This is a genomic window from Brevibacterium aurantiacum (assembly GCF_003932995.1).
Taxonomy (GTDB): domain Bacteria; phylum Actinomycetota; class Actinomycetes; order Actinomycetales; family Brevibacteriaceae; genus Brevibacterium; species Brevibacterium aurantiacum.
The window spans coordinates 2,482,938-2,506,801 of sequence record NZ_CP025333.1 but is presented as its reverse complement, the minus strand read 5'-3'; the positions used below and the strand labels follow the sequence as shown (position 1 = coordinate 2,506,801).

Sequence of the window (23,864 nt, the reverse complement as noted above, 5' to 3'; positions counted from 1 at the left end):
CGAGGAGGGCCCCGCTTGTCAGCGGAGCCCTCCCAGACGGTCCATCTCCTTGCGTCAGAGCACTGTTCGGTCTCGACCGCTCAGCGCCAGGAGGCGAGGTATCAGGATCCTGATTTGATCATTTCAGCGCACTTCTCACCCATCATCATCACCGTGATGTTGGGGTTGACCGTCGTGATCTCCGGCATGGCCGAAGCATCAACGACGCGGAGGCGGTTGACGCCCTTGACCCGCAGCTGGGGATCCAGCGGCGAGGACTGGTCATCGGCGGCACCCATACGTGCTGTGCCCACCGGGTGGTAGACGGTGTTGTGGGTGCGGGTGATGTAGTCCTCGATCTGCTCATCGGTCTGCACATCCTTGCCGGGGAACAATTCCTCACCGGCCCACTCGGACATGGCGTCCTGGGCCACGATGGCCCGAGCCTTGCGGATACCGGCGATCATGACGCGCATATCGTGGCCCTCTGGATCGGTGAAGTACCGAGGGTCGACGTGGGGCTTGTCCCGGAAGTCACGTGAGCGCAGACGCACGGTGCCGCGTGAGCGGGCATGCGTGACATTGGGTGTCAGGCAGAAGGTGTTCTCCGACGTCGGGTATCCCTGACGCAGGGTATGCATGTCGAACGGCACGGAACCGTAGTGCATCATCAGGTCAGGGCGGTCCAAGCCCTCTTCGGTCGGTGTGAAGATGCCGGCCTCCCACCACTGGGTGGAGTCGTCGACCATGGGCTTCTTCGCGTCCCAGGCGATGACACCTTCGGGGTGGTCCTGGAGGTGTTCACCGACTCCCGGCGAATCGACGCGAACATCGATACCCACCTCGGCGAGGTGGTCCTTGGGTCCGATACCGGAGAGCATCAGCAGCTGCGGGGTGTTGATCGCACCAGAGGAGACGATGACTTCCCGCTTGGCTTCGATGCGCTTGGTGTGACCGAAGGCGTTGTTGACGACGTGGACGCCGGTGCAGTTCTCCTGCTCATCGAACTCGAGGACCTTGGCCTGAGTGTCGGTGAGGATCGTGAGATTCTCACGGTCGAGGATCGGGTGCAGGTAGGACACCGAGGAGGACGAACGGGTGCCGTCGGCCTTGCGGTTGACCTGGAAGAAGTTGGCACCGTTGATGACGGTTTCACCCTCGTTGAACTGAACGCGGGGGATACCCTCCTGCTCACAGGCGTCGAGCAGGGCAACACCACATGGGTCATTCGGTGGCACGTTCATCAGGTGCACGGGGCCATCGTGACCGTGGTGGTCACCGGGAAGCTCGTTGTTCTCCAGCTTCTTGTACAGGCCGAAGGTGTCCTTTGATCCCCACCCGGTGGCGCCGAACTTGGTCTCCCAGTCGTCGAGATCCTCGCGCGGTGCCCAGAAGGCGATGCATGAGTTGTGCGAGGAGCAGCCGCCGAGGACCTTTGCCCTGGCATGCCTCATATGAGAGTTGCCGTGCTCCTGCTCCTCGATGGGGTAGTCCCAGTCGAAGCCGGACTCGAGCAGTTCCATCCAGCGGTTGAGGCTGAGGATGACGTCCTCGCCGACATCGGTCGGGCCCGCTTCCAGCAGACCGACGCTGACGTCGGGATCCTCGCTGAGGCGTGCTGCCACAGCGGCACCCGCGGAGCCTCCGCCCACGACGACATAGTCAAAGCTATTAGTTGTTTCCACGTTCTGACTCTCCTTATTTGCTGTGGTCGGGGAACCAGCCGGTGACGGCGGGCTCGAGGTTCTGGTAGATGTGCTTGGCTTCCTGGTATTCGGCCAGACCGGTCGGTCCCAGCTCGCGTCCGGAGCCTGACTGCTTGTATCCGCCCCACTCTGCCTGTGGCAGGTAGGGGTGGAAGTCGTTGATCCAGATGGTTCCGTGGCGCAGGCGCTGGGCGACCAGCTGGGTCTTGCCGGCATCCTGGCTCCAGACTGCGCCGGCGAGGCCGTAGTAGGTGTCGTTGGCGATCTCGACGGCCTCGTCGACCGTGGAGAATGTTTCGACGGTGACGACAGGACCGAAGGCTTCGTCGGAGACCACGGACATTCCGCGTTCAACCTGGTCGAGGATGGTCGGCAGGTAGTAGTAGCCCTTCTCCAGGTCGCCCTCGCCCCAGGTGCCGCCGCAGCGCACACGGGCGCCTTCTGCAACGCCCTTGTCGACATAGGCGGTGACCTTGTCGCGGTGGGCTGCGGAGATGAGCGGTCCGGTTTCTGCGTTGTCATCGAAGGGTCCGCCGAGGCGGATCTGCTGAGCACGCTCGACGAGACGGTCGACGAACTTCTCGGCGATCGATTCTTCGACGATGAGTCGTGCGCCTGCGGAGCAGACCTGACCGGAATGGACGAACGCGGCGTTGAGCGCGTTGTCGACAGCGGCCTCGAAGTCGGCATCGGCGAAGACGACGTTCGGGTTCTTGCCACCGAGTTCCAGGGCGATCTTCTTCACGGTGGCTGCGGCGTTGGCTGCCAGCAGACGTCCGGTGACCAGTCCGCCGGTGAAGGAGACCATGTCGATGCCATCGTGTGTTGACAGTGGTGCTCCAGCATCTGCACCGGCGCCGAGGATCAGGTTGCCCACACCTGCGGGCAGTCCCAACTCTTCCAGCACCTTCATCGTCAGGATCGCCGTGTGCGGGGTGAGCTCGGCGGGCTTGAGGATGAACGTGTTACCGGCTGCCAGGCACGGTGCGATCTTCCATGCGGCCTGCAGCAGCGGGTAGTTCCACGGTGTGATGAGAGCGCAGACGCCGACTGGTTCGTGGACGATGCGGCTGGCGACGGTGTCGGTTCCGGCGTCGACGACGCGGCCTGCATCATTGGCGGCAAGCTTGCCGAAGTAGTCGAAGCAGTTGGCGATATCGTCCATGTCGATCTCGGACTCGACGTAGCGCTTGCCGGTGTCAAGGGACTCGGCACGAGCGAACTCGGCCTTGCGCTCACGCAGGACCGAAGCGAACTTGAGGAGAAGGTCGCCTCGTTCGCTGGCGGGCACGCTTGCCCAGACGCCCGAGTCATAGGCTCGACGTGCGGCAGCGATTGCGAGTTCGGTGTCAGCTGGACTGGCTTCGTCCACCTCGGCGACGAAGCTGCCGTCGGCAGGATTATGGATCTCTCTGATCCCGCCGTTTTGGGCCGAAACCCACTGTCCATCGATGAAAAGCGTGTTGGGCACGATGTCTCCTATTCCTTGATGGTGAAAATTGCTGAGATTGAGTTTGAGGTTCTCCGTTGCACCACTGTGGGCGGGGGAGTCAAAGTTGAGGGCATGGCTCCTCTTTCCGCTGGTAGTGCCGCTTCTGAAGGCCACGATATGCGAACAGGGGCATCCGACGCTTAATCGAATGAATCGGATCACAAAATGAAGGCGTCACGGTGCGCATATGCGGGTGTGAACGGTAGTGGATGCCGATATCTGCGTCCGCATAGGTGGGCAGGGAACTGCCGGCACCATCCGGGTTATACCGAGCCAGCATCTTCGGACCTGACTCGGAGTCCGCGGTGACAATGAGCACAATTGCCGGGATGGCGATAGCGCATTTGAATGGGCAGGAAATCCCACTGCGACGACTAAAGCGACGACCGGCAATGGCGTGTGAGTGCAGATGAGGTGTAATTTCGGATGTAGTTTCGCGTGTTGATAAAGCTATTGATGTGGGCGCGCACGAGGAGCTGATCATCATGCTCGAATCTTCCACACCAGGCTTCATGAATCCCCTACTGACCGCGATGAGATGACCGTACGTCTCCGCAGACCAATGCTGGCGGGACGGTTCGCCATGATTCTAACAGAGCACTTGAACGAGCTCCTGAACTTTTGCCGGAGCTGGATTTCTAATAGGCGAGTGTTCCTGCTAACCATTCGCCGAGTGGCCACGTGGCCGAATGAGGTTCCGGCAGACCCTCTAGTTGTTCGGTCTTAACCTGTCCGCCGGTGGTGAAAGAGAATTTACCGCAGTCGCTGCTGCTCTTCGTTCACCATAAATACGTGTTCCCACGCACAGGACTTACCCGTTTCGAGTGGACTAGAATGGTGCGGAATCATTGAAAAGACTTTATAGGGAGAATCGTGGCCCCAGGGGATTCGCGAGACAGCCAGCACAACCGCCGTTCGGACGGCGGGCGCCGCTCAGATCGCGACAGCAATCACAATCGTCGACAGGACTCTCACCAGTCCCGGGACGAGCGCGGGTCACGTAACTCCGATCGTCGCGACGACCGCCGAGGCGGCTACCAAGGTAACCGTTCGAACGACGGTGAACGTCGTGGTGGTTACCAGGGCAATCGCAGTAACGACGGTGAGCGCCGTGGGGGTTACCAGGGCAATCGCAGTAACGACGGTGAGCGCCGCAGCTTCGGTGGCGACCGTCGCAATGACGGTGAGCGTCGTGGGGGCTACCAGGGCAACCGTTCGAACGACGGTGAGCGTCGTGGCGGTTACCAGGGGAATCGCTCCAATGACGGTGAACGCCGTGGGGGTTACCAAGGTAACCGTTCGAACGATGGTGAACGCCGTGGCGGATACCAAGGCAATCGCTCTAACGATGGTGAGCGTCGTAGCTTCGGTGGCGACCGTCGAGATGATCGCCGAGGTGGATACCAGGGCAATCGTTCCAACGATGGTGAACGTCGCGGTGGTTACCAGGGCAATCGCTCCAATGACGGTGAACGCCGTGGCGGATACCAAGGCAATCGTTCCAACGATGGTGAACGTCGCAGTGGTTACCAGGGTAACCGTTCCAACGATGGTGAACGTCGCGGTGGTTACCAGGGCAATCGCTCCAATGACGGTGAACGCCGTGGGGGCTACCAGGGCAATCGCTCCAATGATGGTGAGCGTCGCAGCTTCAGCGGTGACCGTCGGGACGATCGTCGTGGGGGATACCAGGGCGATCGCCGCAATGACCGCGGAGGAGACCGACGTCGTGAAGGCGGCGGCAGCGATCGCGGAGGATTCGGCCGTAACAACAACGACCGCCGGGCCGTTCGGTCAACCGACACCGGTGAATACGCACGCGAGCAGCGTGCCCGTCGTCCGCGGATCCAAGAACCGCCGATCCCCGAAGAGGTCACCGGCAAGGAGCTCGACAAGGAGCTGTTGGGCCAGCTGCGTTCCCTCGACAAGGAGAATGCTGCGGCAGTTGCCAAGCATCTCGTCTCCGCCGGAGGATTCCTGGACGTCGATCCGGAACGCGCCTACGAACACGCAAAGGCAGCCATGGCTCGCGCGGGTCGCGTCGGTCTCGTCCGAGAAGCCCTCGGCATTGCCGCTTACCACGTGGAGAAGTACGACGAGGCGGTGCGCGAACTGCGCACTCACCGTCGCATCTCCGGTTCGGACGACAACATCGCGCTCATCGCCGATGCCGAACGTGGCCGTGAGAAGCCTCAGAAGGCACTTGAACTGTTCGAGTCGGCAGCAGAGCTCGACCTCGACAACGATGCTCGCACCGAACTCGTCATCGTGGCCGCCGGAGCGAAATCGGACCTCGGCGATCTCAAGGGCGCACGCGCTCTGATCGAAGCCGAGGACTTCACCCAGAAGCCAAGCGGTGCATTGGTGCGACTGATGGCCGCATATTCCGAAGTGCTGCGCCTGCACGGAGAAACCGAGATGGCCGACAAGTACGAGGAGCTTTCGCGTCGCACTGCCAAGGCCACGGGCACTCTCTTCGGGGACGAAGAGCCAGACCCCAACCTCGGCGTGGAAATCGAGACCGTCGAAGAGATCGAAGATGACGAGCCTGCCTCACTCGACGATGCTCCTGCTGAGGCTGAGTACGGCTCGGCACACGATGCTTATGCTGTTGGCATGGCTGACGTTGACAACAGGGACGCTGCAGAACTCGAAGACGCTGAGTTCGACGATGCCGAGACCGAACTTTCGACCGCGGCTGGTTCAGGCGCCGACGATGTCGATTTCGACGACGCAGACGCTGAGGGCGCGGACGAAGCAGAGTTCGACGAGGACGCTGGCGACGCCGAGGCCGACGATTCCCCTACAGCCAGCCTCGTCGCAGACAACGCCATCACAGATGCCGTTGCTGACGCGGCTGGAGACGATCACGTTCCGGCGAAGTCGAAGACGCACGTCTCAGAGAAGGAACTGAAGAAGGTCAAGGTCTCCGACGAGGAGATCGAAGCTGAACTCGACGAACTTCTCGAGGACGCCGAGGAAAGCGCCGCTTCCGATGAGGAGACTTCCGAGACCTCCGACGAAGAAGCTCACGCGGAACCCGAAGAATCGGGCACGAGCCTCAAGCCTGCAGACAACGCGAGCTCAGAGGAGACGAACGTCTCGTATCGGCTGAACGGTCATCAGTGACGCCAGTCGCCAATGCAGCAGCACCGGTCGATCGCCGTGCGCCTGAGCAATCGGGCGCACCGATCGACTGTGTGCTGTTCGACCTCGACGGCGTTGTCTACCACGGTCCGGAACCGATCTCCGGAGCCGTGGAGGGCATCAACTTCCTCCACGATCAGTCAATCCCCGTCAGCTATGTGACGAACAATGCCACCCGCACCGCCGAGGTGGTGGCCGATCACATCTCCACGCTGGGAATCAGCACGACACCCGCCGAGGTGACCACCTCGGCGCAGGTGCTGGCGGGGAAGCTCGCTGCGAAGTTCGGGACCGGCGCACTCATCTACCTGGTGGGCACCACCGGACTGGCAACCGCGCTGGAATCCGAGGGCCTGCGGGTCACACACACCCTTGATGATGACCCAGTGGCCATCGCCCAGGGCCTCGACCCGGAGATCTCCTATCAGCGGATCGTGGACGCCTGCGAAGCCATCACGGCAGGCATCGAATGGTGGGCGACCAACCCCGACTATTCGATGGTCGGGCCCAGGAGCCGAGTCCCAGGCAATGGGGCATTCATCGACATGCTCTCCAAACTCACCGGTGCTCAACCGACCGTCGTCGGCAAACCATCCCCGCACATGATGGAATTCGCAGCCCACAGGTGCGGTGCCCAACGACCCCTCATGGTCGGCGATCGTCTCGACACGGATATTGAAGGCGGCAACTCGGCGGGATTCGAAACCGCACTCGTCCTCACCGGCGTCCACGACATCCACGATGCACTCCACGCGAATTCCGAGCTGCGCCCCACCTACATCCTGCCAAGTCTGCGGAGCCTGCCGAGGCTCATCGCCGGCAGCGCGCAACCAGCGGCGGACGAGACCCCGGGGCCAGCAGCATGTCGAATCGTCGACGGTGAACTCCGTGTGGACGAGTCTGCCCCAGACAGTGTTTCAACGGTCGAGAGCGCACTCCGATTAGCATGGGAGGCGATGGACCGCGGCGAGGACGTGGCTCCAGGGAATCTGCCACGGAGGATCCATGACTGAACCGAGCCACGAGACACAGCAGCCTGCCGCACCGACCCCAGCACCCGCACCGACTCCAGCCTCGGTCAACGGTGATGTGCCGGTCGAAGCCTGGCGTCGCGACCTCGAACAGATCGGCGAGGCACCCAGCGCCGAACGGCACGAACAGCTCTCCGCACTCCTCGATGACCTCGACTCGCAGGTGAGTTCATTGTGAGCAGACTCGACCGCGAACTGGTCGAACGGGAACTGATCGCCACACGCTCCCGTGCGGCAAGAGAGATCGCCGCCGGACGCGTCAGCGTCAACGGCCACACAGTGTCGAAGCCCTCGCAGGTCGTGTCCGACACCGATGAGCTCAGCGTCACAGAACCCGATCCGTGGGTGGCACGCAGCGCCCACAAACTCCTCGGCGCGCTTGAATCGTTCTCAATCGATGACGTCACTGGACTGACCGCACTCGACGCCGGCGCCTCTACCGGCGGCTTCACGCAGGTCCTGCTCCACCGCGGCGCAGCAGAGGTCTGGGCCGTCGACGTCGGACACGACCAGTTCGATGCCGGACTCCGTGGGGACCCACGTATCCACGTCAAGGAAGGCCTCAACCTCCGCGAGCTCGACGACTCCGACGTACCGCAGGTCGACCTGGTCGTCGCCGACGTGTCCTTCATCTCCCTGCGTCTCTTGCTGGCCCCGCTGCTGGCAGCCACACGACCCACAGGTGAACTGCTCCTCATGGTCAAACCCCAATTCGAACTCGCCCGCGGCGCACTCGACAAACACGGGGTCGTGGCGACCGCGGCCAAACGGCGCCGCGCCCTCGACTCCGTCCTCGCCGGCATCAGCGAACACGAGGCTCGCGTGATCGACATCGCGCCCTCCGTCCTCCCAGGTCCGAGCGGAAACCGGGAGTATTTCCTGCGTGTTCGACCAGGGAAAACACGAACCGAGTCCGATAGGCTCAACGAGGCGGACATCGAAACCCATCTGGATCAGATCATGAGAGGAGAGCCGTGAGCCGACACATCATGGTGCTGCTGCACCCCCAACGCGAGGAATCAGCAGTGGCAGCAGTGAGCGTGTGGAAGGCGCTCCTCGACGACGGAATCACCCCAGTCGTCCTCGACGAAGAGGTCCTCAACTTCGCCGAACGCAGTTCCCACGCCGACGTGCAACAGGAGCTGCTCAGCCGCTGCGAGGTCATCGACCCAGCCCAGCTGGCGATCTGGAAGACCAAATGCGAACTCGTCATCGTCCTAGGGGGCGACGGCACGATCCTGCGCGCGGCCGAACGCTTCCACGGGTCCGGTGTGCCGCTCATGGGCGTCAACCTCGGACACGTGGGATTCCTCGCCGAAAGCGAGAGAGAGGACCTCGCCGAGGCGGTCCACCGAGCCTCCCAACGTGACTACCTCGTCGAGGAGCGCCTCGCCCTCGACGTCACCGTCTGGCACGAAGGGGAGGCGATCTACAACGCCTGGGCCCTCAACGAAGCCACCATCGAAAAGACCTCCAAGGCCCGCATGATCGACGTCGTCCTCGGCGTCGACGCCCGCCCTGTGTCCTCCTTCGGCTGCGACGGAGTGATCTTGGCGACGCCGACCGGATCGACCGCCTACGCGTTCTCCGCCGGTGGACCCATCGTCTGGCCCGAGGTCGAAGCACTGCTGCTCATCCCGATCTCAGCCCACGCCCTCTTCACCGAACCACTCGTCGTCAACCCCGACTCCCGCCTCGGCGTCGAGATCTCCCCACGCAACCCCGACTTCTCAGCAGTCCTGTGGTGCGACGGACGCAGAGCCCTGGAGCTGCCCGCCGGTGCACGGATCGAAGCCAAGCGCTCACAGTCCCCGATCAAACTGGCCCGGCTGCACACCGGTCCCTTCACCGATCGATTGGTGGCGAAGTTCCGACTGCCCGTCTCCGGTTGGCGGGGACCGATCGAGGAGGCGTAGATGATTTCCGAACTGAGGATCTCCCACCTCGGCGTGATCGCCGAAGCAGAGGTCGAACTCTCCACAGGCTTCACCGTCGTCACCGGTGAGACCGGTGCCGGCAAGACGATGTTCGTCTCAGCACTGAGTCTGCTCATGGGCCGCAAGGTCGGTTCCGGTGTGGTCCGCAAGGGAGCCGAGAAGGCCGAGGTCGAGGGCATCTTCTCTTCCGTCACAGACTCCGTGCGCTTCCGCATCGAAGAGGCAGGCGGCAGCGCCGAAGACGAAGCGATCATCTCCCGCACCGTGGCCCAGAAGGGCCGAGCCCGCGCCACCGCCGGAGGACGCACCGTCCCCATCTCCGTGCTCACCGAGATCTCCGACGAGCTCATCACCCTGCACGGACAGTCCGAACAGCTGCGACTCAAAGGCCCCGCCCAGCAGCGGCAGCTCCTCGACTCAGCCGGCGGCCCCGAACTCGAAGCAGTGGCGAAGAAATACCACGCAGCATTTGAGAACTGGCGCGAGACCCAGACCAAGGTCGCCCGGATCAAGGACAGCACCGCGGCCAGGCGGGAGAGGATCCTGTGGCTCAACGGCTGCCTCGAGGCCATCGACAAGGTGCGCCCGGTTCCAGGCGAAGACGAAGCCCTGACCGCGCAGGCCGCGAAACTCGGTGCCGCCGCCGAGATCACGCAGGCCGTCGGCAGCGCCCATGACCTCCTGCTCGGCAGCGAACTCGACGACGCCGGTGCTGCTGTCGACCACGTACACCAGGCGATCAGCGCCCTGTCTGACGTCGAATCCGCGGACCCGGAACTGGCCCGCATCAAGGCCGCCCTCAACGACGCCGTCCTGCGCCTGTCCGACTCCGCCGCGGAGCTCAGCTCCTACCTCACCGGGTTCGACGAGCTGGGGGAGACCTCACTGGAAGAGACTGAGGCCCGCAGAGCCGAACTCGGATCCTTGGCAGCCTACGGCCAGAACGTGACCGAGGTACTCGACTTCGAAACCCGTTCAGCTCAGGAATTGGCAGAGCTCGAAGCCGATGACCGTGATCTCGACCAGCTCGATGCCGAACTCGACGAAGCCCACAGCGCAATGGTCGAGGCGGCTCGCGGACTGACCGAGATCAGAACGGCTACCGCCGCATCGTTCTCCCGCGCCGTGAGCGCAGAACTGGCAGCCCTGTCGATGCCGAAGGCCCAGGTGACGTTCGAACTCACCGACCGAGAACCGGCAGCCCACGGCTGTGACGACGTGCGACTGACCTTCGCTCCGCACGACTCCTCGGCCGGTGACGACATCGGCAAGGTCGCCAGCGGCGGTGAGCTCTCACGCGTGATGCTCGCCATCGAAGTCGTCCGCGCGGCAGGGGAGGCCATCCCCACCTACGTCTTCGACGAAGTCGATGCCGGTGTCGGCGGAAAGGCCGCCATCGAGATCGGGAGACGACTGGCGAAGCTGGCCGAGAACGCCCAAGTCATCGTCGTCACCCACCTGCCGCAGGTCGCGGCCTGGGCCGACACCCACGTGACCATCGTCAAGGACGATGACGCCGAGACCGTGATGTCCGGGGTCAGAGAACTCAGCGAGGACGAACGGGTCATCGAACTCTCACGGATGCTGGCAGGCATGGAGGACTCCTCCTCAGCAAAGGCCCATGCAGCCGAACTGCTGGACTCGGCCCGGCGGGTCAAGACCGGCTCAGCTGCGCTGACATGAGAGAATAGGCTCACCATGAGAGCGCGTAGAACCCGGGAGAAGCACATAGTCCCGACCAGGTCAGGCCCGGCTCCCGCCAGGCTCGACCGGCGGACGAAAGACCTCACCAAACGGCTGAGCGCAGGCGATATCGCAGTCATCAAACACGGCGACATCGACCGAATCTCCGCCGAGGCGCTCGTGGCCTGCAAACCCGCAGCCGTCATCAACGCAGACAAATCGATCTCCGGACGCTACCCCAACCTGGGACCGGGAATCATCGTCGACGCGGGCATCCCCCTCCTCGACGCCACCGGGCCCGAGATCTTCGACCTAGTCGACGAGAACGCCCAGATCAGCATCTCCGATGACACCGTGTTCCTCGATGAGAAGGAGATCGCCACCGGCATCGTCCAGACCTCGGAGACGATCGCGGAGGACATGCACGCAGCCGAGGCCGGAATGAACTCCGTGCTCGTGGACTTCGTCGACAACACGATCGAATACATCCGCAAGGACTCCGACCTCCTCTCGGCCGAGCTCGTCGTTCCCGAGGTGGCCACGAAGTTCGAGGGTCGACACGTCCTCATCGTCGTCCGCGGCTATCACTACAAAGAGGACCTCGCGATCCTCGGCTCCTACATCCGCGAATACCGTCCGCTCCTCGTCGGAGTCGACGGCGGGGCCGACGCCATCATCGAGGCCGGATACAAGCCCGACATGATCGTCGGCGACATGGACTCCGTCTCCGACACCGCGCTGACCTCCGGAGCCGAAATCGTCGTCCACGCCTACCGGGACGGAAACGCTCCGGGAACCGAGCGCGTTCACTCCCTCGGCGTCGACTGCGTCGCCTTCGCCGCCTCCGGCACCAGCGAGGACATCGCCATGCTGCTGGCCGACGACAAAGGTGCCGACCTGATCGTGGCCGTGGGCACCCACGACACCGTGATGGAGTTCCTCGACAAGGGGCGCAAGGGCATGGCCTCGACATTCATCACGCGACTGCGGGTGGGCTCGAAGCTCATCGACGCCAAGGGCGTGTCCCTGCTGTATCGACAGAGGATCTCCAGCCTGCAGCTGAGCGTCCTGATCATCGCTGGTCTCGTCGCACTCGGTGTGGCCCTGTTCGCGACCGCTGCCGGCCAGACCCTCATCGGACTCATCGGAGCCCAACTCGACGGGGTCTTCGGATGGATCGGCTCCCTGTTCGGCGGCGACCCTGCTGCATCTTCAGAATCTGCCAGCATCATTCAAGGACTGACCAGTGATTGATTTTCGTTACCACCTCGTCTCCCTCGTCTCGGTCTTCCTCGCCCTGGCGGTGGGGATCGTCCTGGGCGCCGGACCGCTGAAGGAGCCGATCGGTGAGTCCCTGCAGAGTCAGGTCGACTCACTGCGGGCCGACCGTGACGACCTGCGCGCGAAGATCGATGCCGCCAACGGCAACATCGACAAGCAGAACGACTTCGTGACCTCCGCCGCCCCCGAACTCATCGGCGACACACTCGAAGGTAAGGACGTCAGCATCATCGGTGCACCCAACGCCGACCCCGAGCAGGTCGAAGAGGTCACCAACCGGATCAAGGAAGCAGGCGGCAAGATCGGCGGAGACGTCTCCTTCGTCGACAACACCCTGTCGCTGGCGGACTCCGAAGAGTTCCTCAAGATCCTGCGGGCCTCGGTTCCGAGTCTGCCCAAGGACGATTCGACAGCACTGCGGGCCGCCCTCGTCATCGCCCTGACCGGCAACGCCTCGATGCTCGAGGACAGCGAGGACCGGGACGCTGCGGAGAAGAAGTCCTCCGGAATCTTCGATGCCTTCGTCGACGCGGGCCGACTGCGCACCGACACCGACCACAAGCCCACCCCGCTCTTCGTCGTTATCGATGACGAGAACTCAAAGCTCGCCGACGAGACCGAACCCAGCCCCGAAGCGACCGATGACAAGGCCAACCGGACCCTCATCACCGACTTCGTCAATGCGCTGACCTCGGACTCGAAGTCCGTGGTCGTGGCAGGAGACGCCGGTTCGGCCCAGAACGGACTCGTCTCGATCCTCCGGACGGAGAAGTCGCGAGCCAGCACCGTCGACGGACTCGGCCTGGGAGCCGGAGCCGTCATCACTGTGCGAGCCCTTGCTGCAGGCGAAGCCGGAACCCACGGCCACTACGGCTTCTCCGATGACGCCGAAGAGATCATGCCCGGAAAGGACTGAGATGATCCGCTCACTCGTCAGCTCCGCCGTCGCCGGCCTCGTCGGCTACACGGCGACCAGAGCCATCCTCAACTCGAAGCTGCGCACCCATGACAAGGTGGTGCGCACCAACCATGCCGGAAATGACGTCTCCCTCGTCGAAGGCCCGGCCGTCACCGCCGGACTGGTCGCCGGCAGCCTCCTCATCGAAGAACCACGCCAGCGCGCGGCCACTCTGCTGGTGACCACAGTTTCCGGCGGCCTGGGTGCGGTCGATGACTTCCTCGAATCCGGGGATTCGAAGGGACTGCGTGGCCATCTCGAGGCTCTGTCCCGCGGCGAGATCACCACCGGTGCGATCAAGGTCATCGGCATCCCCTTGGCCTCGATCGCCGCAGCGACGATCCTGCGCACCGGTCGAAACAACCACGGGCTGTTCTCTTCCCATCGGACGACCGAAGCCCAGACATGGTGGGGGTCCACGGTCGACGTCGTCGTCACCGGGGGAGTCATCGCCGGCACCGCGAACCTGTTCAATCTGCTCGATCTGCGCCCCGGACGTGCGCTCAAGGCGGGACTGCTGACGTTGGCCTTCATGCCCCACAGACATGGCCTGACCTGGGCACCCGGTGCGGCCATCGCCGGGGCCAGCACGGCGGCCTGGCCCGATGACCTCGACGGTGCCGTCATGCTCGGCGACACCGGCGCCAACGCACTCGGTGCGGCTCTGGGCACGATCCTGGTCGAGAACTCCACGGCCAAGCAGCGTGCGCTGGTTCTCACCGGACTGGTCGGTCTCACCCTGCTCAGCGAGAAGGTCTCCTTCACCTCGATCATCGAATCCACTCCGGGACTGCGAGAGATCGACGCCTTCGGCCGCGAGGTCGTGTGAATAAGGTGGTTCGAGTCTTCGCCTCCGCGGCGCTGCTCGTCTCGGTCATCACCCTCTTCACCCGACTCGTCGGGTTCCTGAGGTGGCTCGTATTCTCGCCCAATGTGGGCGCCGGGTCGGTCGGCAACGCCTACCAGACCGCGAATTTGGTTCCCAACATCCTCTTCGAAGTCGTCGCAGGTGGTGCCCTGGCGGGTGCCGTCATCCCTCTGCTCGCGATTCCTCTGGCCCGATCGGACAAGGAGACGGCAGGTCGGATCGCCTCGGCGCTGCTGACCTGGGCAGTCTCAGTGACGCTGCCGTTGAGCATCATTCTCGCGGTCTTCGCGCACCCGATCGCAAGCTTGCTGATCGGCACCGATGTCGACAAGACAGCGCAACTCGAGGCGACTGTCGTGTTCCTGCTCATGTTCTCGCCCCAACTGGTGCTCTACGGCATCGGGGCCGTGCTCACCGGTGTGCTCCAGGCGCATCGAAAGTTCATCTGGCCGGCCTTTGCGCCGCTGCTGTCCAGCCTCGTCGTCATCGGCTGCTACATCGCCTACAACATGGTCGGCGGCTCCGACGAATCCTGGCGGGACCACATCGGCTGGTTGGGCTGGGGCACGACCATCGGCGTCGCTGCTCTGGCGCTGCCGTTGGCTCTGCCCATGCGCACCACTGGACTGCGCATCAGGCCCACCTGGAGTTTCCCACCCGGAGTCGCTCAGCGGGCTCTTCGGCTGGCCGGTGCAGGCATGGCGGCGCTGCTGGCACAGCAGGCCGCGATGTTGGCAACCATGCTCCTGTCGAACCATTCCGGTGGCGAGGGTACTTTCGTTCTCTTCAGCTACATCAACGCCGTCTATCTTCTGCCCTACGGTGTCCTCGCGGTGACAGTCGCCACGGTGGTCTTCCCATCCCTGTCGTCCTGGGTCGCTCGTTCCAAAGACCCCGATGCCAGCGATACGGATAGAGGCAATGCCGGAGTTCAACTGCGACGTCTGACCTCGACGACAACCGCGCTGATCATCAGTATCGGTCTGCTGGGCACGGTCATCCTCGTCAGCGCGGCAGGGCCTCTGCAGACGTTCTTCACCGCCATCGATGCCGCAGGCGAAGGCGGAGATGCGCCCTTCGACGCAATGAGTCAGGCGATCATGGTCATGGCTCTTGCGGTGCCTGGCTGGTCCTTCGTCGCCTGGGGCACCCGCGTGTTCTACGCGCTGGAACATTCGCGTCATTCAGCGGTGGCGACGACGACTGGCTGGTTGCTTGTCATCGTCGGAATGCTGTTGGCAGTCTTGGTCATCAACGCCGACGGCGATGACGGGCTGACGCTGGTCTCCATCTGCATCGGCTACGCAATCGGCATGAGCGTCGCCGGAGGTTTCCTGCTGACCTCGATGCGGCGGGTGCTGGGGCCTGCCGGGCTTCACAGAGTGCTGCGCCGAGGCCTGCTGTCTCTGGTTGCCGCTGCTCTCGCGTCGGTTGCCGGCGCGCTGGTCTCGCATTGGTTGGCGGGGCCTGTGGGCATCGACGCACTGTCCTCGGTGGCCAACGGCGTGATCTCCGCGCTCATCGGCTGCGCGATCTTCGCAGCGATCGTCGTCCTCGACAAAGGGTTCATCTCCGAGGTGCGAACGGTGCTCGCCGGTCGCCGAGGTGGCCCCGACCTGGCCGAACAGACTGACCCTGCCGTCCAGGCCGCCCCACCGATCACTCCCAAAGAGAATGAGGATGAGAGATGAGAATCGTCTACGTGCTCGGTACATCGACCGGGGGAGTCGGCACCCATGTGAAGGCCCTGGCCAGAGATGTCGCCGCGGCCGGCCATGAGATCGGAATCATCGGACCCGCCTCCACCGACGAACACTTCGGTTTCTCCTCATTGCCCGGTGTTCGCTTCGCCGCCCTCGACATGGGCACCGGAATCGGTGTCCGTGATGCCGCGCTGATCATCCGCCTGCGCAGTCTCATCGGCAGCTTTGATGCCGATATCGTCCACGCTCACGGCTTCCGGGCCGGCTTCGTCGCTCTCCTGTCCGTCCGCACCGCTCGACGCCGTCCCCGCCTCATCATCAGCCTGCACAACCAGGCCAGCGGCCACGGCCTGCGCGGCACCGTCGAAACCGGCATCGAGACCCTGCTGGCCAAGGGCGCGGACCTGACGCTGGGGGCGAGCACCGACCTCGTGGACCGAACCCGAGAGCTCGGCGCCGTCGACGCCCGGTTCCTGCCCGTCGCGGCCCCGGAAGTTCACCCCGTCCCCGCCGAGGCTGTCCTGGCCACCCGTGCAGCCCTGGGCGAGGAATTCGGGTTCGGACCTGAGACCGTCATCGTGCTCGCCGTCGGGCGTGTCGCACCACAGAAGAACTACCCGATGCTGATCAGGGCGTTGGGCCACCTCGGCGATGCACAGGTATCAACTGTGGCCTCGGACCGAACGACACCGGAGCTTGTCGTCCTCATCGCGGGAGCCGCGGACCCCACCGTCCTCGACGAGGTGCGGGGGCAGTACGAGAGCCTCGCGGCCACCTCGGCGATTCCGGCTCTGCATTTCCTAGGCCCGCGTGATGACATCGCGGCACTCAATGCGGCCGCCGATCTCTACGTCCTCACCAGCGTCTGGGAAGCCCGTGCCCTCGTGCTGCAGGAGGCGCTGATCTCCGGGCAGGCCATCATCGCCACGAGCACCGGTGGAACGACGGAACTCGTCGGCGACGCGGGCATTCTCATCGACAGCGATGACGACACCGGACTGGCCGCAGCCATTGCCGAACTGGCCACCGATCCCACCCGTCGGGCCGAACTGGCCGCACGCGCCCAGTCTCGTGGAGCGCAACTTCCCGATGAGAGGGAAGTGGCCAAAGAACTGGTGGGCATATACACGGAACTCATGCCCTCCCAGGTAGGGTAGAAGCAGCGTCGATCTAATGAAAAGGATGAGGAAATGAGCGAATCCGGCGAGGTCCACCCACTCAGCGCAGACACGAGGATTCTGCATGTGCTCGCCGAAACTACGGGTCCCGTTGTCGAAGTGGCGAAACTCGCAGTGCTCGGGCATCTGCGCGCAGGCTTCAAGGTAGCGGTCGCCGCCCACCGTTCGCTGCTGGGCACCTTCGGAGTCCCCGAGGAACTGGCAGACAACTTCCGTGAGATCGAACTCGCGGCCAGACGACGCTTCACGCTGGCAGATCCCAACACCGCATTCACTCTGCACAAGTACTACCAGCACGTGGACATCGTCCACGCCCACGGACTGCACGCCGCGACGCTCGCCGGCCTGGCCTTCACCGGCCTCCCGGCCCGCCTGCACCCGAAGGTCGTCGCAACGGTCGAGTCCTTCGACGCGGCCAACGTCATCGAGAAGACCGGCGCCGAGATCGTGGGCCGCACCGCGACCGCGATCCTGGGCACCACCGAACCCGTCGTCGACTATTTCGGGGAGAAGGTCCCCGTCGTCGAACGGGCCGAACTCGTCCACCCGGACATCGACGTCGACCTCACCGTCAGGACACCGCGCGCACAGGTGCGCAAGGAACTCGGCGTCGAAGAGGGCACCTGGATGGTCGCCAGCCCCATCGCCCTGCGCGACCACACGGCACTGGCCACCGTCCTCGACGCCGCCGACCAGATCAACACGAAACGGCCCGGACGTCCCGTCGTCACGGTGCTCACCGGCACCGGCAAGGACCGGAGCACGATCGAGTCCGCCTTCGCAGACCGACACGTCATCGTCGCCCCCGCCAGTGACCTCGTCGACGTGGCAGCAGCCGCGGACGTCGTCATCGCCAGCGAGACCATGACCGGCCTCAGCCATGAGGACCTCATGCAGCTGTCGAAGCCGGCAGTCTTCATCGGCAACACGCGACGTGCAGGCATCTGGGGTGCCGCGGCAAAGGCTGTTGCCGCCGACGACACGGACGCACTTCTGAGTGAGATCAATCATCTTATCGACGACCCAGCCGGACGCGGATCGCAGGCTGTAGCCGCGAAGAAGCGCGTCATCGACGTGAACAACGGGGCCGCGATCTCTGCGACTCTGCTTGATCTCTACGCCGAAGTCGCCGAATCGTCGGATTCGTGAGCCGGACTTTGATAGAATCAAATCCCGTGGTGAATCGAACTGGCCCAGGCGGCACAAATACGGCAAAGCACATCTTCGTCACGGGAGGCGTTGCCTCTTCGTTGGGCAAGGGACTGACGGCTTCGAGCCTCGGTCACCTGCTCACTCAGCGCGGACTCTCGGTAGCAATGCAGAAGCTGGATCCCTATCTCAATGTGGATCCGGGAACAATGAATCCCTTCCAGCACGGTGAGGTCTTCGTCACCGAAGACGGTGCTGAGACCGATCTCGACATCGGCCACTACGAACGATTCCTCGACGTCAACCTCGACGGCGCGGCCAATGTGACGACCGGACAGGTCTACTCCTCGGTCATCGCCAAGGAACGTCGTGGTGCCTACCTCGGTGACACCGTGCAGGTCATCCCGCACATCACCGATGAGATCAAATCACGGATGCGGGCCCAGGCCGAACGTCCTGTCGACGAACGTCCCGATGTCATCATCACCGAAATCGGCGGCACCGTCGGCGACATCGAATCCCAGCCCTTCCTCGAAGCAGCACGTCAGGTCCGACACGACATCGGCCGCGACAACGTCTTCTTCATCCACGTCTCACTCGTGCCCTACCTGGGACCCTCCGGTGAGCTGAAGACGAAGCCGACGCAGCACTCCGTGGCCGCACTGCGCTCGATCGGCATCCAGCCCGACGCGATCGTGCTGCGCTCCGACCGTGAGCTGCCCGACTCGATCCGCACGAAGATCGCCTCTTCCTGCGACGTGGAATCCGACGCGGTCGTGTCCTGCGTGGACGCACCGAGCATCTACGACATCCCGAAGGTCCTCCACGACGGAGGCCTCGACGTCTACGTGATCCGTCGTCTCAACCTGCCCTTCCGCGACGTCGACTGGACGAAGTGGGACTGGGTGCTCGAACGCGTCCACAATCCCGCACACCATGTGCGCATCGGCATCGTCGGCAAGTACATCGACTTGCCCGACGCCTACCTGTCCGTGACCGAAGCGCTGCGTCACGGCGGCTTCGCCAACGACGCTCGCGTCAAGGTCGAGTGGATCCAGTCCGATGACTGCGAATCCGAGGACGGCGCGGCTGAGAAGCTCTCGGGCCTCGACGCGATCTGCGTGCCCGGCGGATTCGGCATCCGCGGCATCGAAGGCAAACTCGGTGCGCTGAAGTACGCACGCACCAACGGCATCCCGACCCTGGGACTGTGCCTGGGCCTGCAGTGCATGGTCATCGAGTACGCCCGCAACATCGCCGGAATCGCCGATGCCTCGTCCTCCGAGTTCGACCCCGAGACTCAGGTCCCCGTCATCGCGACGATGGCCGAGCAGCTCTCCATCGTCGAAGGCGAAGGCGACCTGGGCGGCACCATGCGCCTGGGCACCTATGAGGCGAAGCTCGACGAAGGCAGCGTCGTCGCCGGAGTCTACGACTCGACGCTCATCACCGAACGTCACCGTCACCGCTACGAGGTCAACAACTCCTACCGTGAGGATCTGGCCAAGGCCGGTCTCCGGTTCTCGGGCACCTCACCCAGCGGTGAACTCGTCGAATTCGTGGAGCTGCCGGAATCTGAGCACCCCTACTACGTGGCGACACAGGCTCACCCCGAGCTCAAGTCACGTCCGACCAAGCCCCACCCGCTGTTCTCCGGACTCGTGGCAGCGGCGCTGAAGGCCCAGAAGTAGTCAGGATCAACGTGAGCGATCTGCGCGACGAAGCCTATACGCCGGACATCACCGACTCCGAGGTCGTCTACCACGGTGCGGTGTGGAACATCCGACGCGAGACCTTCGACCTGCCCGAAGCAACCGGGCTGGTGCGCGACATGATGTCTCACACCGGTGCTGTGGCGATCGCGTGCGTGGATGAGCAGGAGCGGATCCTGCTCATCCAGCAGTACCGCCACCCTGTTCGGGCCAGGCTCTGGGAAGTACCGGCCGGTCTCCTCGATGTGCCCGACGAGGAACCCTTCGCCGCGGCCCAGCGGGAACTGGCTGAGGAAGCCGATCTGAGGGCCGCCCGCTGGGAGGTCCTCACCGACTCCTGTCTGACGCCCGGCGGCAGCAGCGAGACGATCCGGCTGTACCTGGCCCGGGACTTCGAACTCATCGCCGACGAAGACCGGCACGAACGCAGCGAAGAGGAAGCCGGCTTCAAATTCCGGTGGGCCAGTCTCGACGAGGCACTCGACGCTGTCAGCGCCGGTGAGATCACAAACGCGATCGCACAGCTGGCCATCCTGCAGGTCGCCCACATCCTGCGCGCAGAAGCCGCCGGCGAACCCACCAGGACTCGCAGCGTCGACGCGCCCCGCCGCCTCATCGACGGCCGACCGCAGGCCTGAGGGCACGCCATGGCCCGGCACGGTGCCGAACTTCTCCCCGAACTTCCGGCGTCGCTGGCCCGTGCGTTTGAGACGTACCTGAACTCGCTGCGCTTCGAACGTGGGCTCTCGCGAAACTCCATCGACGCCTACGCCCGTGACCTCGCCAGGTACGGCACCTGGCTCAACGGGCAGGGGATGAGCCACCTCGGCGAGGTCGAACGCACCCACGTCGAAGCCTTTGCGCTTCACCTCCTCGATGAGAACCTGGCGCCACGGACCCGAGCACGAGCACTCGTCGCGGTGCGCCGGTTCCACGGATTCGCCCTCGGTGAGGGACTGGCGGCCACAGATCCGGCCTCCGAGGTCAGCCCACCGCAGGAAGGGCTGCGTCTGCCCAAGGCTCTGTCCTTAGACGATATCGAGGCGATGCTGGCAACCACCGGCGGTGAGGAACCCGCGCAGATCCGTGCGGCCGCACTGCTCGAGCTGCTCTATGCGACCGGGGCGAGGATCTCCGAGGCCGTCGGTGTCGATCTCGACGATCTCGACCTCGAGACCAGCCTCGTGCGCCTCTACGGCAAGGGCGGGAAGGAACGGATCGTGCCCTTCGGTTCCCACGCCGCCACCGCTCTGGGCGCCTGGGTATCACGGACCAGGCCGAGCATGGCCGCGAAGGCCAGATCATCGGCACCGGCCGGGGCCCTGTTCCTCAACGCCCGGGGAACTCGCCTCTCACGCCAGACCGCGTGGCAGATCGTCAAGGACGCCGGGGAACTGGCGGGGCTGGAGGCCGAGGTGTCACCGCATACGTTCCGACACTCGTTTGCGACACACCTGCTCGAAGGCGGGGCCGATATCCGCGTTGTCCAAGAACTGCTGGGACACGCCTCAGTCACTACCACGCAGATCTACACCAAGGTGTCGGAGGAAACATTGCGGGAAGTGTACGCGACCTCGCACCCTCGGGCGCGGTAGGGTTGGAGCAGAGAGCAATGAAAGGTGGCCATCCGAGTGATGAATACGCAACAGGCGTTGGATATTCCCAAATCGAAATCCACTGTCCCCGAGCAGCAGGACTTCGACGAACCAGCACCGCTGGACACTCATGGGCCCGCCCGCATCATCGCGATGGTCAACCAGAAGGGCGGCGTCGGCAAGACGACCTCGTCGATCAACCTCGGCGCCTCACTGGCCGCCTACGGCCGCAAGATGCTGCTCGTCGACTTCGACCCGCAGGGCGCACTGTCCGTTGGGCTGGGCGTCAACCCCTATGACCTCGAGATCAGCGTCTACAACCTGCTGATGAACTCACGTCTTGACCCCCACGAGGTCATCGTCGGCACCGATTTCGACAACATCGACATCCTCCCGGCCAACATCGACCTCTCCGCCGCCGAAGTCCAGCTCGTGGGCGAGGTCGCTCGGGAGCAGATCCTCTCCCGTGTGCTGTCCAAGGTCGCCGACGAATACGATGTCATCCTCATCGACTGCCAGCCATCCCTGGGCCTCCTCACTGTCAACGCGCTGACGGCCGCGCACGGCGTCATCATTCCGCTCGAGACCGAGTTCTTCGCCCTCCGTGGTGTCGCGCTGTTGGTGGAGACCATCGAGAAGATCCAGGACCGGCTCAATCCCTCCCTCGTCGTCGACGGGATCCTGGCCACGATGTTCGACTCGCGCACGCTGCACTCCAAAGAGGTCATGTCGCGTGTCACGGAGGCCTTCGACGACAAGGTCTTCGAGACGGTCATCAACCGCACTGTGAAGTTCCCGGATGCCTCGGTCGCCGCCGAACCGATCACGAGCTTCGCTCCCAAGCACGCAGGCTCGGAAGCCTATCGTCGCCTGGCCAGGGAGCTCATCGCCCGCGGAGGCGCACCCTGAGCGAGACCGTGCACGAGGGGTTCCAGGTTGAGCTGGAGAACTTCTCCGGTCCCTTCGACCTGCTCCTCGGCCTGATCTCGAAACGTCGCCTCGACGTCACAGAGATCGCCCTCGCCGAGGTGACCGATGAGTTCATCGCGTACACGACGAGTCTCAGCGAACGCACCGGTGCCAAAGCCGGTTCCAGCCTCGCCGAGATCTCCCAGTTCCTGTTGGTGGCCGCGACCCTCCTCGACCTCAAGACGGCGCGACTGCTGCCCAACGAGGACGGCGAGGAGGAACTCGACCTCGAACTGCTCGAAGCTCGTGATCTTCTGTTCGCCCGGCTCCTGCAGTATCGGGCCTATAAGTCCGTGAGCAGATTCTTCGCCGAAGCCATGGCCGCGGGGTCGGTCAGGGCACCACGCAGCGTCGGACTCGAACCCGAATTCCAGGACGTGCTGCCCCCGCTGCAGATGCACATCGGTCCCGGTGAGCTGGCCGGACTCTACGCAACCGTGCTCCAACGCGACCACACGCCCCCGAGCGTCGCCGTCGACCACATCCATCTGCCGCTGGTCAGCGTCTCCGAACAGCGCGGCCACATCCTCAGCCTGCTGCGGGCCGGGGACCTGGACTTCCAGAAGCTCCTCGACACCGCTGACAACACGCTGGTCGTCGTGGCCCGCTTTCTCGCGTTGCTGGAGCTGTTCAAGGTCGGCCTGTGTGACTTCGCGCAGGAGGAGCCGCTGGGGCCGCTGCTCATCTCCCGCACCGACTCCACCGACGATGGGGTCGACCTGCGAACCGAGGGGGAGTGGGACGGCGCTCCCGTGGAGGAATACGGTGGCGAAGAATACGCGGGCGGCGTCAACGAGGAAGACACTGCCGAGAAGGAAGAGGGACCGGCATGATCGACGATGAAATCCTGGCCGGGATCGAGGCCGTCCTCATGATCAGCGACTCCGCTGTCTCGGTGACCGAGCTGGCCACCGCCCTCGGGCTCGATGAGGACACCGTTACCGATGCCATCGCCGAGCTCAAGGCCGACTACGACGGCGGGGAAGACCGCAGGCAGCGCGGATTCGAGATCCGCCTCGTCGCGGGAGGCTTCCGCATCTTCTCCCGCGGGGACTATCACGAGATCGTCAAGGACTTCCTCACCTCCGGACAGAGCGCGAAGCTGTCGCAGGCCGCACTCGAGACCCTGGCCGTCATCGCCTACCGGCAGCCGATCTCGCGCCCGCGCATCGCCGCCATCCGCGGGGTCAGCGTCGACGGCGTGATCCGCACCCTGCTGCTGCGCGGACTCATCGTCGAAGCGGGCAAGGAGGCGACCACCTCGGCGCTGCTCTACACCACTACCCACCAGTTCCTCGACGCCCTGGGAATGAACAGCATCGACGACCTGCCGGAGATTGCTCCGTACCTCCCCGAGGACGCCGATGTCGCCGAATTGGGTGCCGACAACACGGAGGTTCTGGCCTCCGTGGAGGACGAGATGGCCGATCTCGACGATGAGATGTCACGAGTTGACGATTGATTTGAGAGAATGGA

20 protein-coding genes are annotated in these 23,864 nt (G+C 64.0%); 18 read left to right on the top strand and 2 right to left on the bottom strand.

What is annotated here, in order from left to right; genetic code table 11:
* Positions 1-101 precede the first annotated feature (101 nt).
* Both CXR25_RS11580 and CXR25_RS11575 read right to left on the bottom strand, forming a co-directional pair.
* Positions 102-1,664 carry a GMC family oxidoreductase gene (locus CXR25_RS11580; RefSeq protein WP_096162868.1) on the bottom strand — a complete coding sequence of 521 codons (1,563 nt, stop codon included), beginning with the start codon at positions 1,662-1,664 and terminating at the stop codon, positions 102-104.
* Between the two features lie 13 nt (positions 1,665-1,677).
* Complete coding sequence (locus tag CXR25_RS11575; RefSeq protein WP_114384936.1) at positions 1,678-3,156, bottom strand: aldehyde dehydrogenase family protein; 1,479 nt, start codon at positions 3,154-3,156, stop codon at positions 1,678-1,680.
* An 894-nt stretch (positions 3,157-4,050) separates the two neighbouring features.
* Here CXR25_RS11575 and CXR25_RS19015 point away from each other — a divergent pair.
* Genes CXR25_RS19015 through scpB form a run of 18 tightly spaced genes read left to right on the top strand, consistent with a single transcriptional unit; the run spans position 4,051 to position 23,850 of the window.
* The gene (locus CXR25_RS19015) at positions 4,051-6,306 is read left to right on the top strand and encodes a hypothetical protein (RefSeq protein WP_241212331.1); all 2,256 of its coding nucleotides are present in this window, start codon (positions 4,051-4,053) and stop codon (positions 6,304-6,306) included.
* Positions 6,303-7,337, top strand: coding sequence for an HAD-IIA family hydrolase (locus tag CXR25_RS11565; protein WP_114384934.1), 1,035 nt, complete (start codon positions 6,303-6,305; stop codon positions 7,335-7,337). Before CXR25_RS19015 ends, CXR25_RS11565 begins: the two co-directional genes overlap by 4 nt.
* On the top strand, positions 7,330-7,533 hold the full coding sequence (locus tag CXR25_RS11560) for a hypothetical protein (protein WP_114384933.1): 204 nt from the start codon (positions 7,330-7,332) through the stop codon (positions 7,531-7,533). The genes CXR25_RS11565 and CXR25_RS11560 overlap by 8 nt, the downstream gene beginning before the upstream one ends.
* Positions 7,530-8,333, top strand: coding sequence for a TlyA family RNA methyltransferase (locus CXR25_RS11555; protein WP_114384932.1), 804 nt, complete (start codon positions 7,530-7,532; stop codon positions 8,331-8,333). The genes CXR25_RS11560 and CXR25_RS11555 overlap by 4 nt, the downstream gene beginning before the upstream one ends.
* Positions 8,330-9,271: an NAD kinase gene (locus CXR25_RS11550; protein ID WP_009883072.1), complete on the top strand. Its 942-nt coding sequence runs from the start codon at positions 8,330-8,332 to the stop codon at positions 9,269-9,271. Before CXR25_RS11555 ends, CXR25_RS11550 begins: the two co-directional genes overlap by 4 nt.
* Complete coding sequence (recN, locus tag CXR25_RS11545; protein WP_114384931.1) at positions 9,272-10,975, top strand: DNA repair protein RecN; 1,704 nt, start codon at positions 9,272-9,274, stop codon at positions 10,973-10,975.
* 15 nt (positions 10,976-10,990) lie between these two features.
* Positions 10,991-12,229, top strand: coding sequence for a putative cytokinetic ring protein SteA (steA, locus tag CXR25_RS11540; protein ID WP_096146997.1), 1,239 nt, complete (start codon positions 10,991-10,993; stop codon positions 12,227-12,229).
* Positions 12,222-13,172, top strand: a complete 951-nt coding sequence (locus tag CXR25_RS11535; protein WP_096161101.1) for a copper transporter — start codon at positions 12,222-12,224, stop codon at positions 13,170-13,172. The genes steA and CXR25_RS11535 overlap by 8 nt, the downstream gene beginning before the upstream one ends.
* Before the next feature lies 1 nt (position 13,173).
* Positions 13,174-14,043, top strand: coding sequence for a hypothetical protein (locus tag CXR25_RS11530; protein WP_101582734.1), 870 nt, complete (start codon positions 13,174-13,176; stop codon positions 14,041-14,043).
* Positions 14,040-15,773, top strand: a complete 1,734-nt coding sequence (gene murJ / locus CXR25_RS11525) for a murein biosynthesis integral membrane protein MurJ (protein ID WP_101582729.1) — start codon at positions 14,040-14,042, stop codon at positions 15,771-15,773. The genes CXR25_RS11530 and murJ overlap by 4 nt, the downstream gene beginning before the upstream one ends.
* Complete coding sequence (locus CXR25_RS11520) at positions 15,770-16,942, top strand: glycosyltransferase family 4 protein (protein WP_069600338.1); 1,173 nt, start codon at positions 15,770-15,772, stop codon at positions 16,940-16,942. Before murJ ends, CXR25_RS11520 begins: the two co-directional genes overlap by 4 nt.
* A 33-nt stretch (positions 16,943-16,975) precedes the next feature.
* Positions 16,976-18,112, top strand: a complete 1,137-nt coding sequence (locus tag CXR25_RS11515) for a hypothetical protein (protein WP_009883079.1) — start codon at positions 16,976-16,978, stop codon at positions 18,110-18,112.
* Positions 18,113-18,120: 8 nt separating this feature from the next.
* Positions 18,121-19,803 (top strand): CTP synthase, encoded by a 1,683-nt coding sequence (locus CXR25_RS11510; protein ID WP_035278698.1) that lies wholly within the window; start codon positions 18,121-18,123, stop codon positions 19,801-19,803.
* A gap of 11 nt (positions 19,804-19,814) precedes the next feature.
* Complete coding sequence (locus CXR25_RS11505) at positions 19,815-20,462, top strand: NUDIX domain-containing protein (protein WP_009883082.1); 648 nt, start codon at positions 19,815-19,817, stop codon at positions 20,460-20,462.
* A 9-nt stretch (positions 20,463-20,471) separates the two neighbouring features.
* Positions 20,472-21,419, top strand: coding sequence for a site-specific tyrosine recombinase XerD (xerD, locus tag CXR25_RS11500; RefSeq protein WP_009883084.1), 948 nt, complete (start codon positions 20,472-20,474; stop codon positions 21,417-21,419).
* Between the two features lie 39 nt (positions 21,420-21,458).
* Positions 21,459-22,328 (top strand): ParA family protein, encoded by an 870-nt coding sequence (locus CXR25_RS11495; protein ID WP_009883086.1) that lies wholly within the window; start codon positions 21,459-21,461, stop codon positions 22,326-22,328.
* 8 nt (positions 22,329-22,336) lie between these two features.
* A complete protein-coding gene (locus CXR25_RS11490; protein ID WP_009883087.1) occupies positions 22,337-23,221 on the top strand; it encodes a segregation and condensation protein A in 885 nt (294 codons plus the stop codon).
* Positions 23,218-23,850 (top strand): SMC-Scp complex subunit ScpB, encoded by a 633-nt coding sequence (gene scpB / locus CXR25_RS11485; protein ID WP_009883088.1) that lies wholly within the window; start codon positions 23,218-23,220, stop codon positions 23,848-23,850. Before CXR25_RS11490 ends, scpB begins: the two co-directional genes overlap by 4 nt.
* The last annotated feature ends 14 nt before the right edge of the window (positions 23,851-23,864 follow it).

Bases quoted from the DNA above. Each gene is read 5' to 3' on its own strand.
- CXR25_RS11560 (WP_114384933.1), top strand. From the start codon at position 7,330: ATGACTGAACCGAGCCACGAGACACAGCAGCCTGCCGCACCGACCCCA.
- recN (WP_114384931.1), top strand. From the start codon at position 9,272: ATGATTTCCGAACTGAGGATCTCCCACCTCGGCGTGATCGCCGAAGCA.
- steA (WP_096146997.1), top strand. From the start codon at position 10,991: ATGAGAGCGCGTAGAACCCGGGAGAAGCACATAGTCCCGACCAGGTCA.
- CXR25_RS11530 (WP_101582734.1), top strand. From the start codon at position 13,174: ATGATCCGCTCACTCGTCAGCTCCGCCGTCGCCGGCCTCGTCGGCTAC.
- CXR25_RS11520 (WP_069600338.1), top strand. From the start codon at position 15,770: ATGAGAATCGTCTACGTGCTCGGTACATCGACCGGGGGAGTCGGCACC.
- CXR25_RS11515 (WP_009883079.1), top strand. From the start codon at position 16,976: ATGAGCGAATCCGGCGAGGTCCACCCACTCAGCGCAGACACGAGGATT.
- xerD (WP_009883084.1), top strand. From the start codon at position 20,472: ATGGCCCGGCACGGTGCCGAACTTCTCCCCGAACTTCCGGCGTCGCTG.
- CXR25_RS11495 (WP_009883086.1), top strand. From the start codon at position 21,459: ATGAATACGCAACAGGCGTTGGATATTCCCAAATCGAAATCCACTGTC.
- scpB (WP_009883088.1), top strand. From the start codon at position 23,218: ATGATCGACGATGAAATCCTGGCCGGGATCGAGGCCGTCCTCATGATC.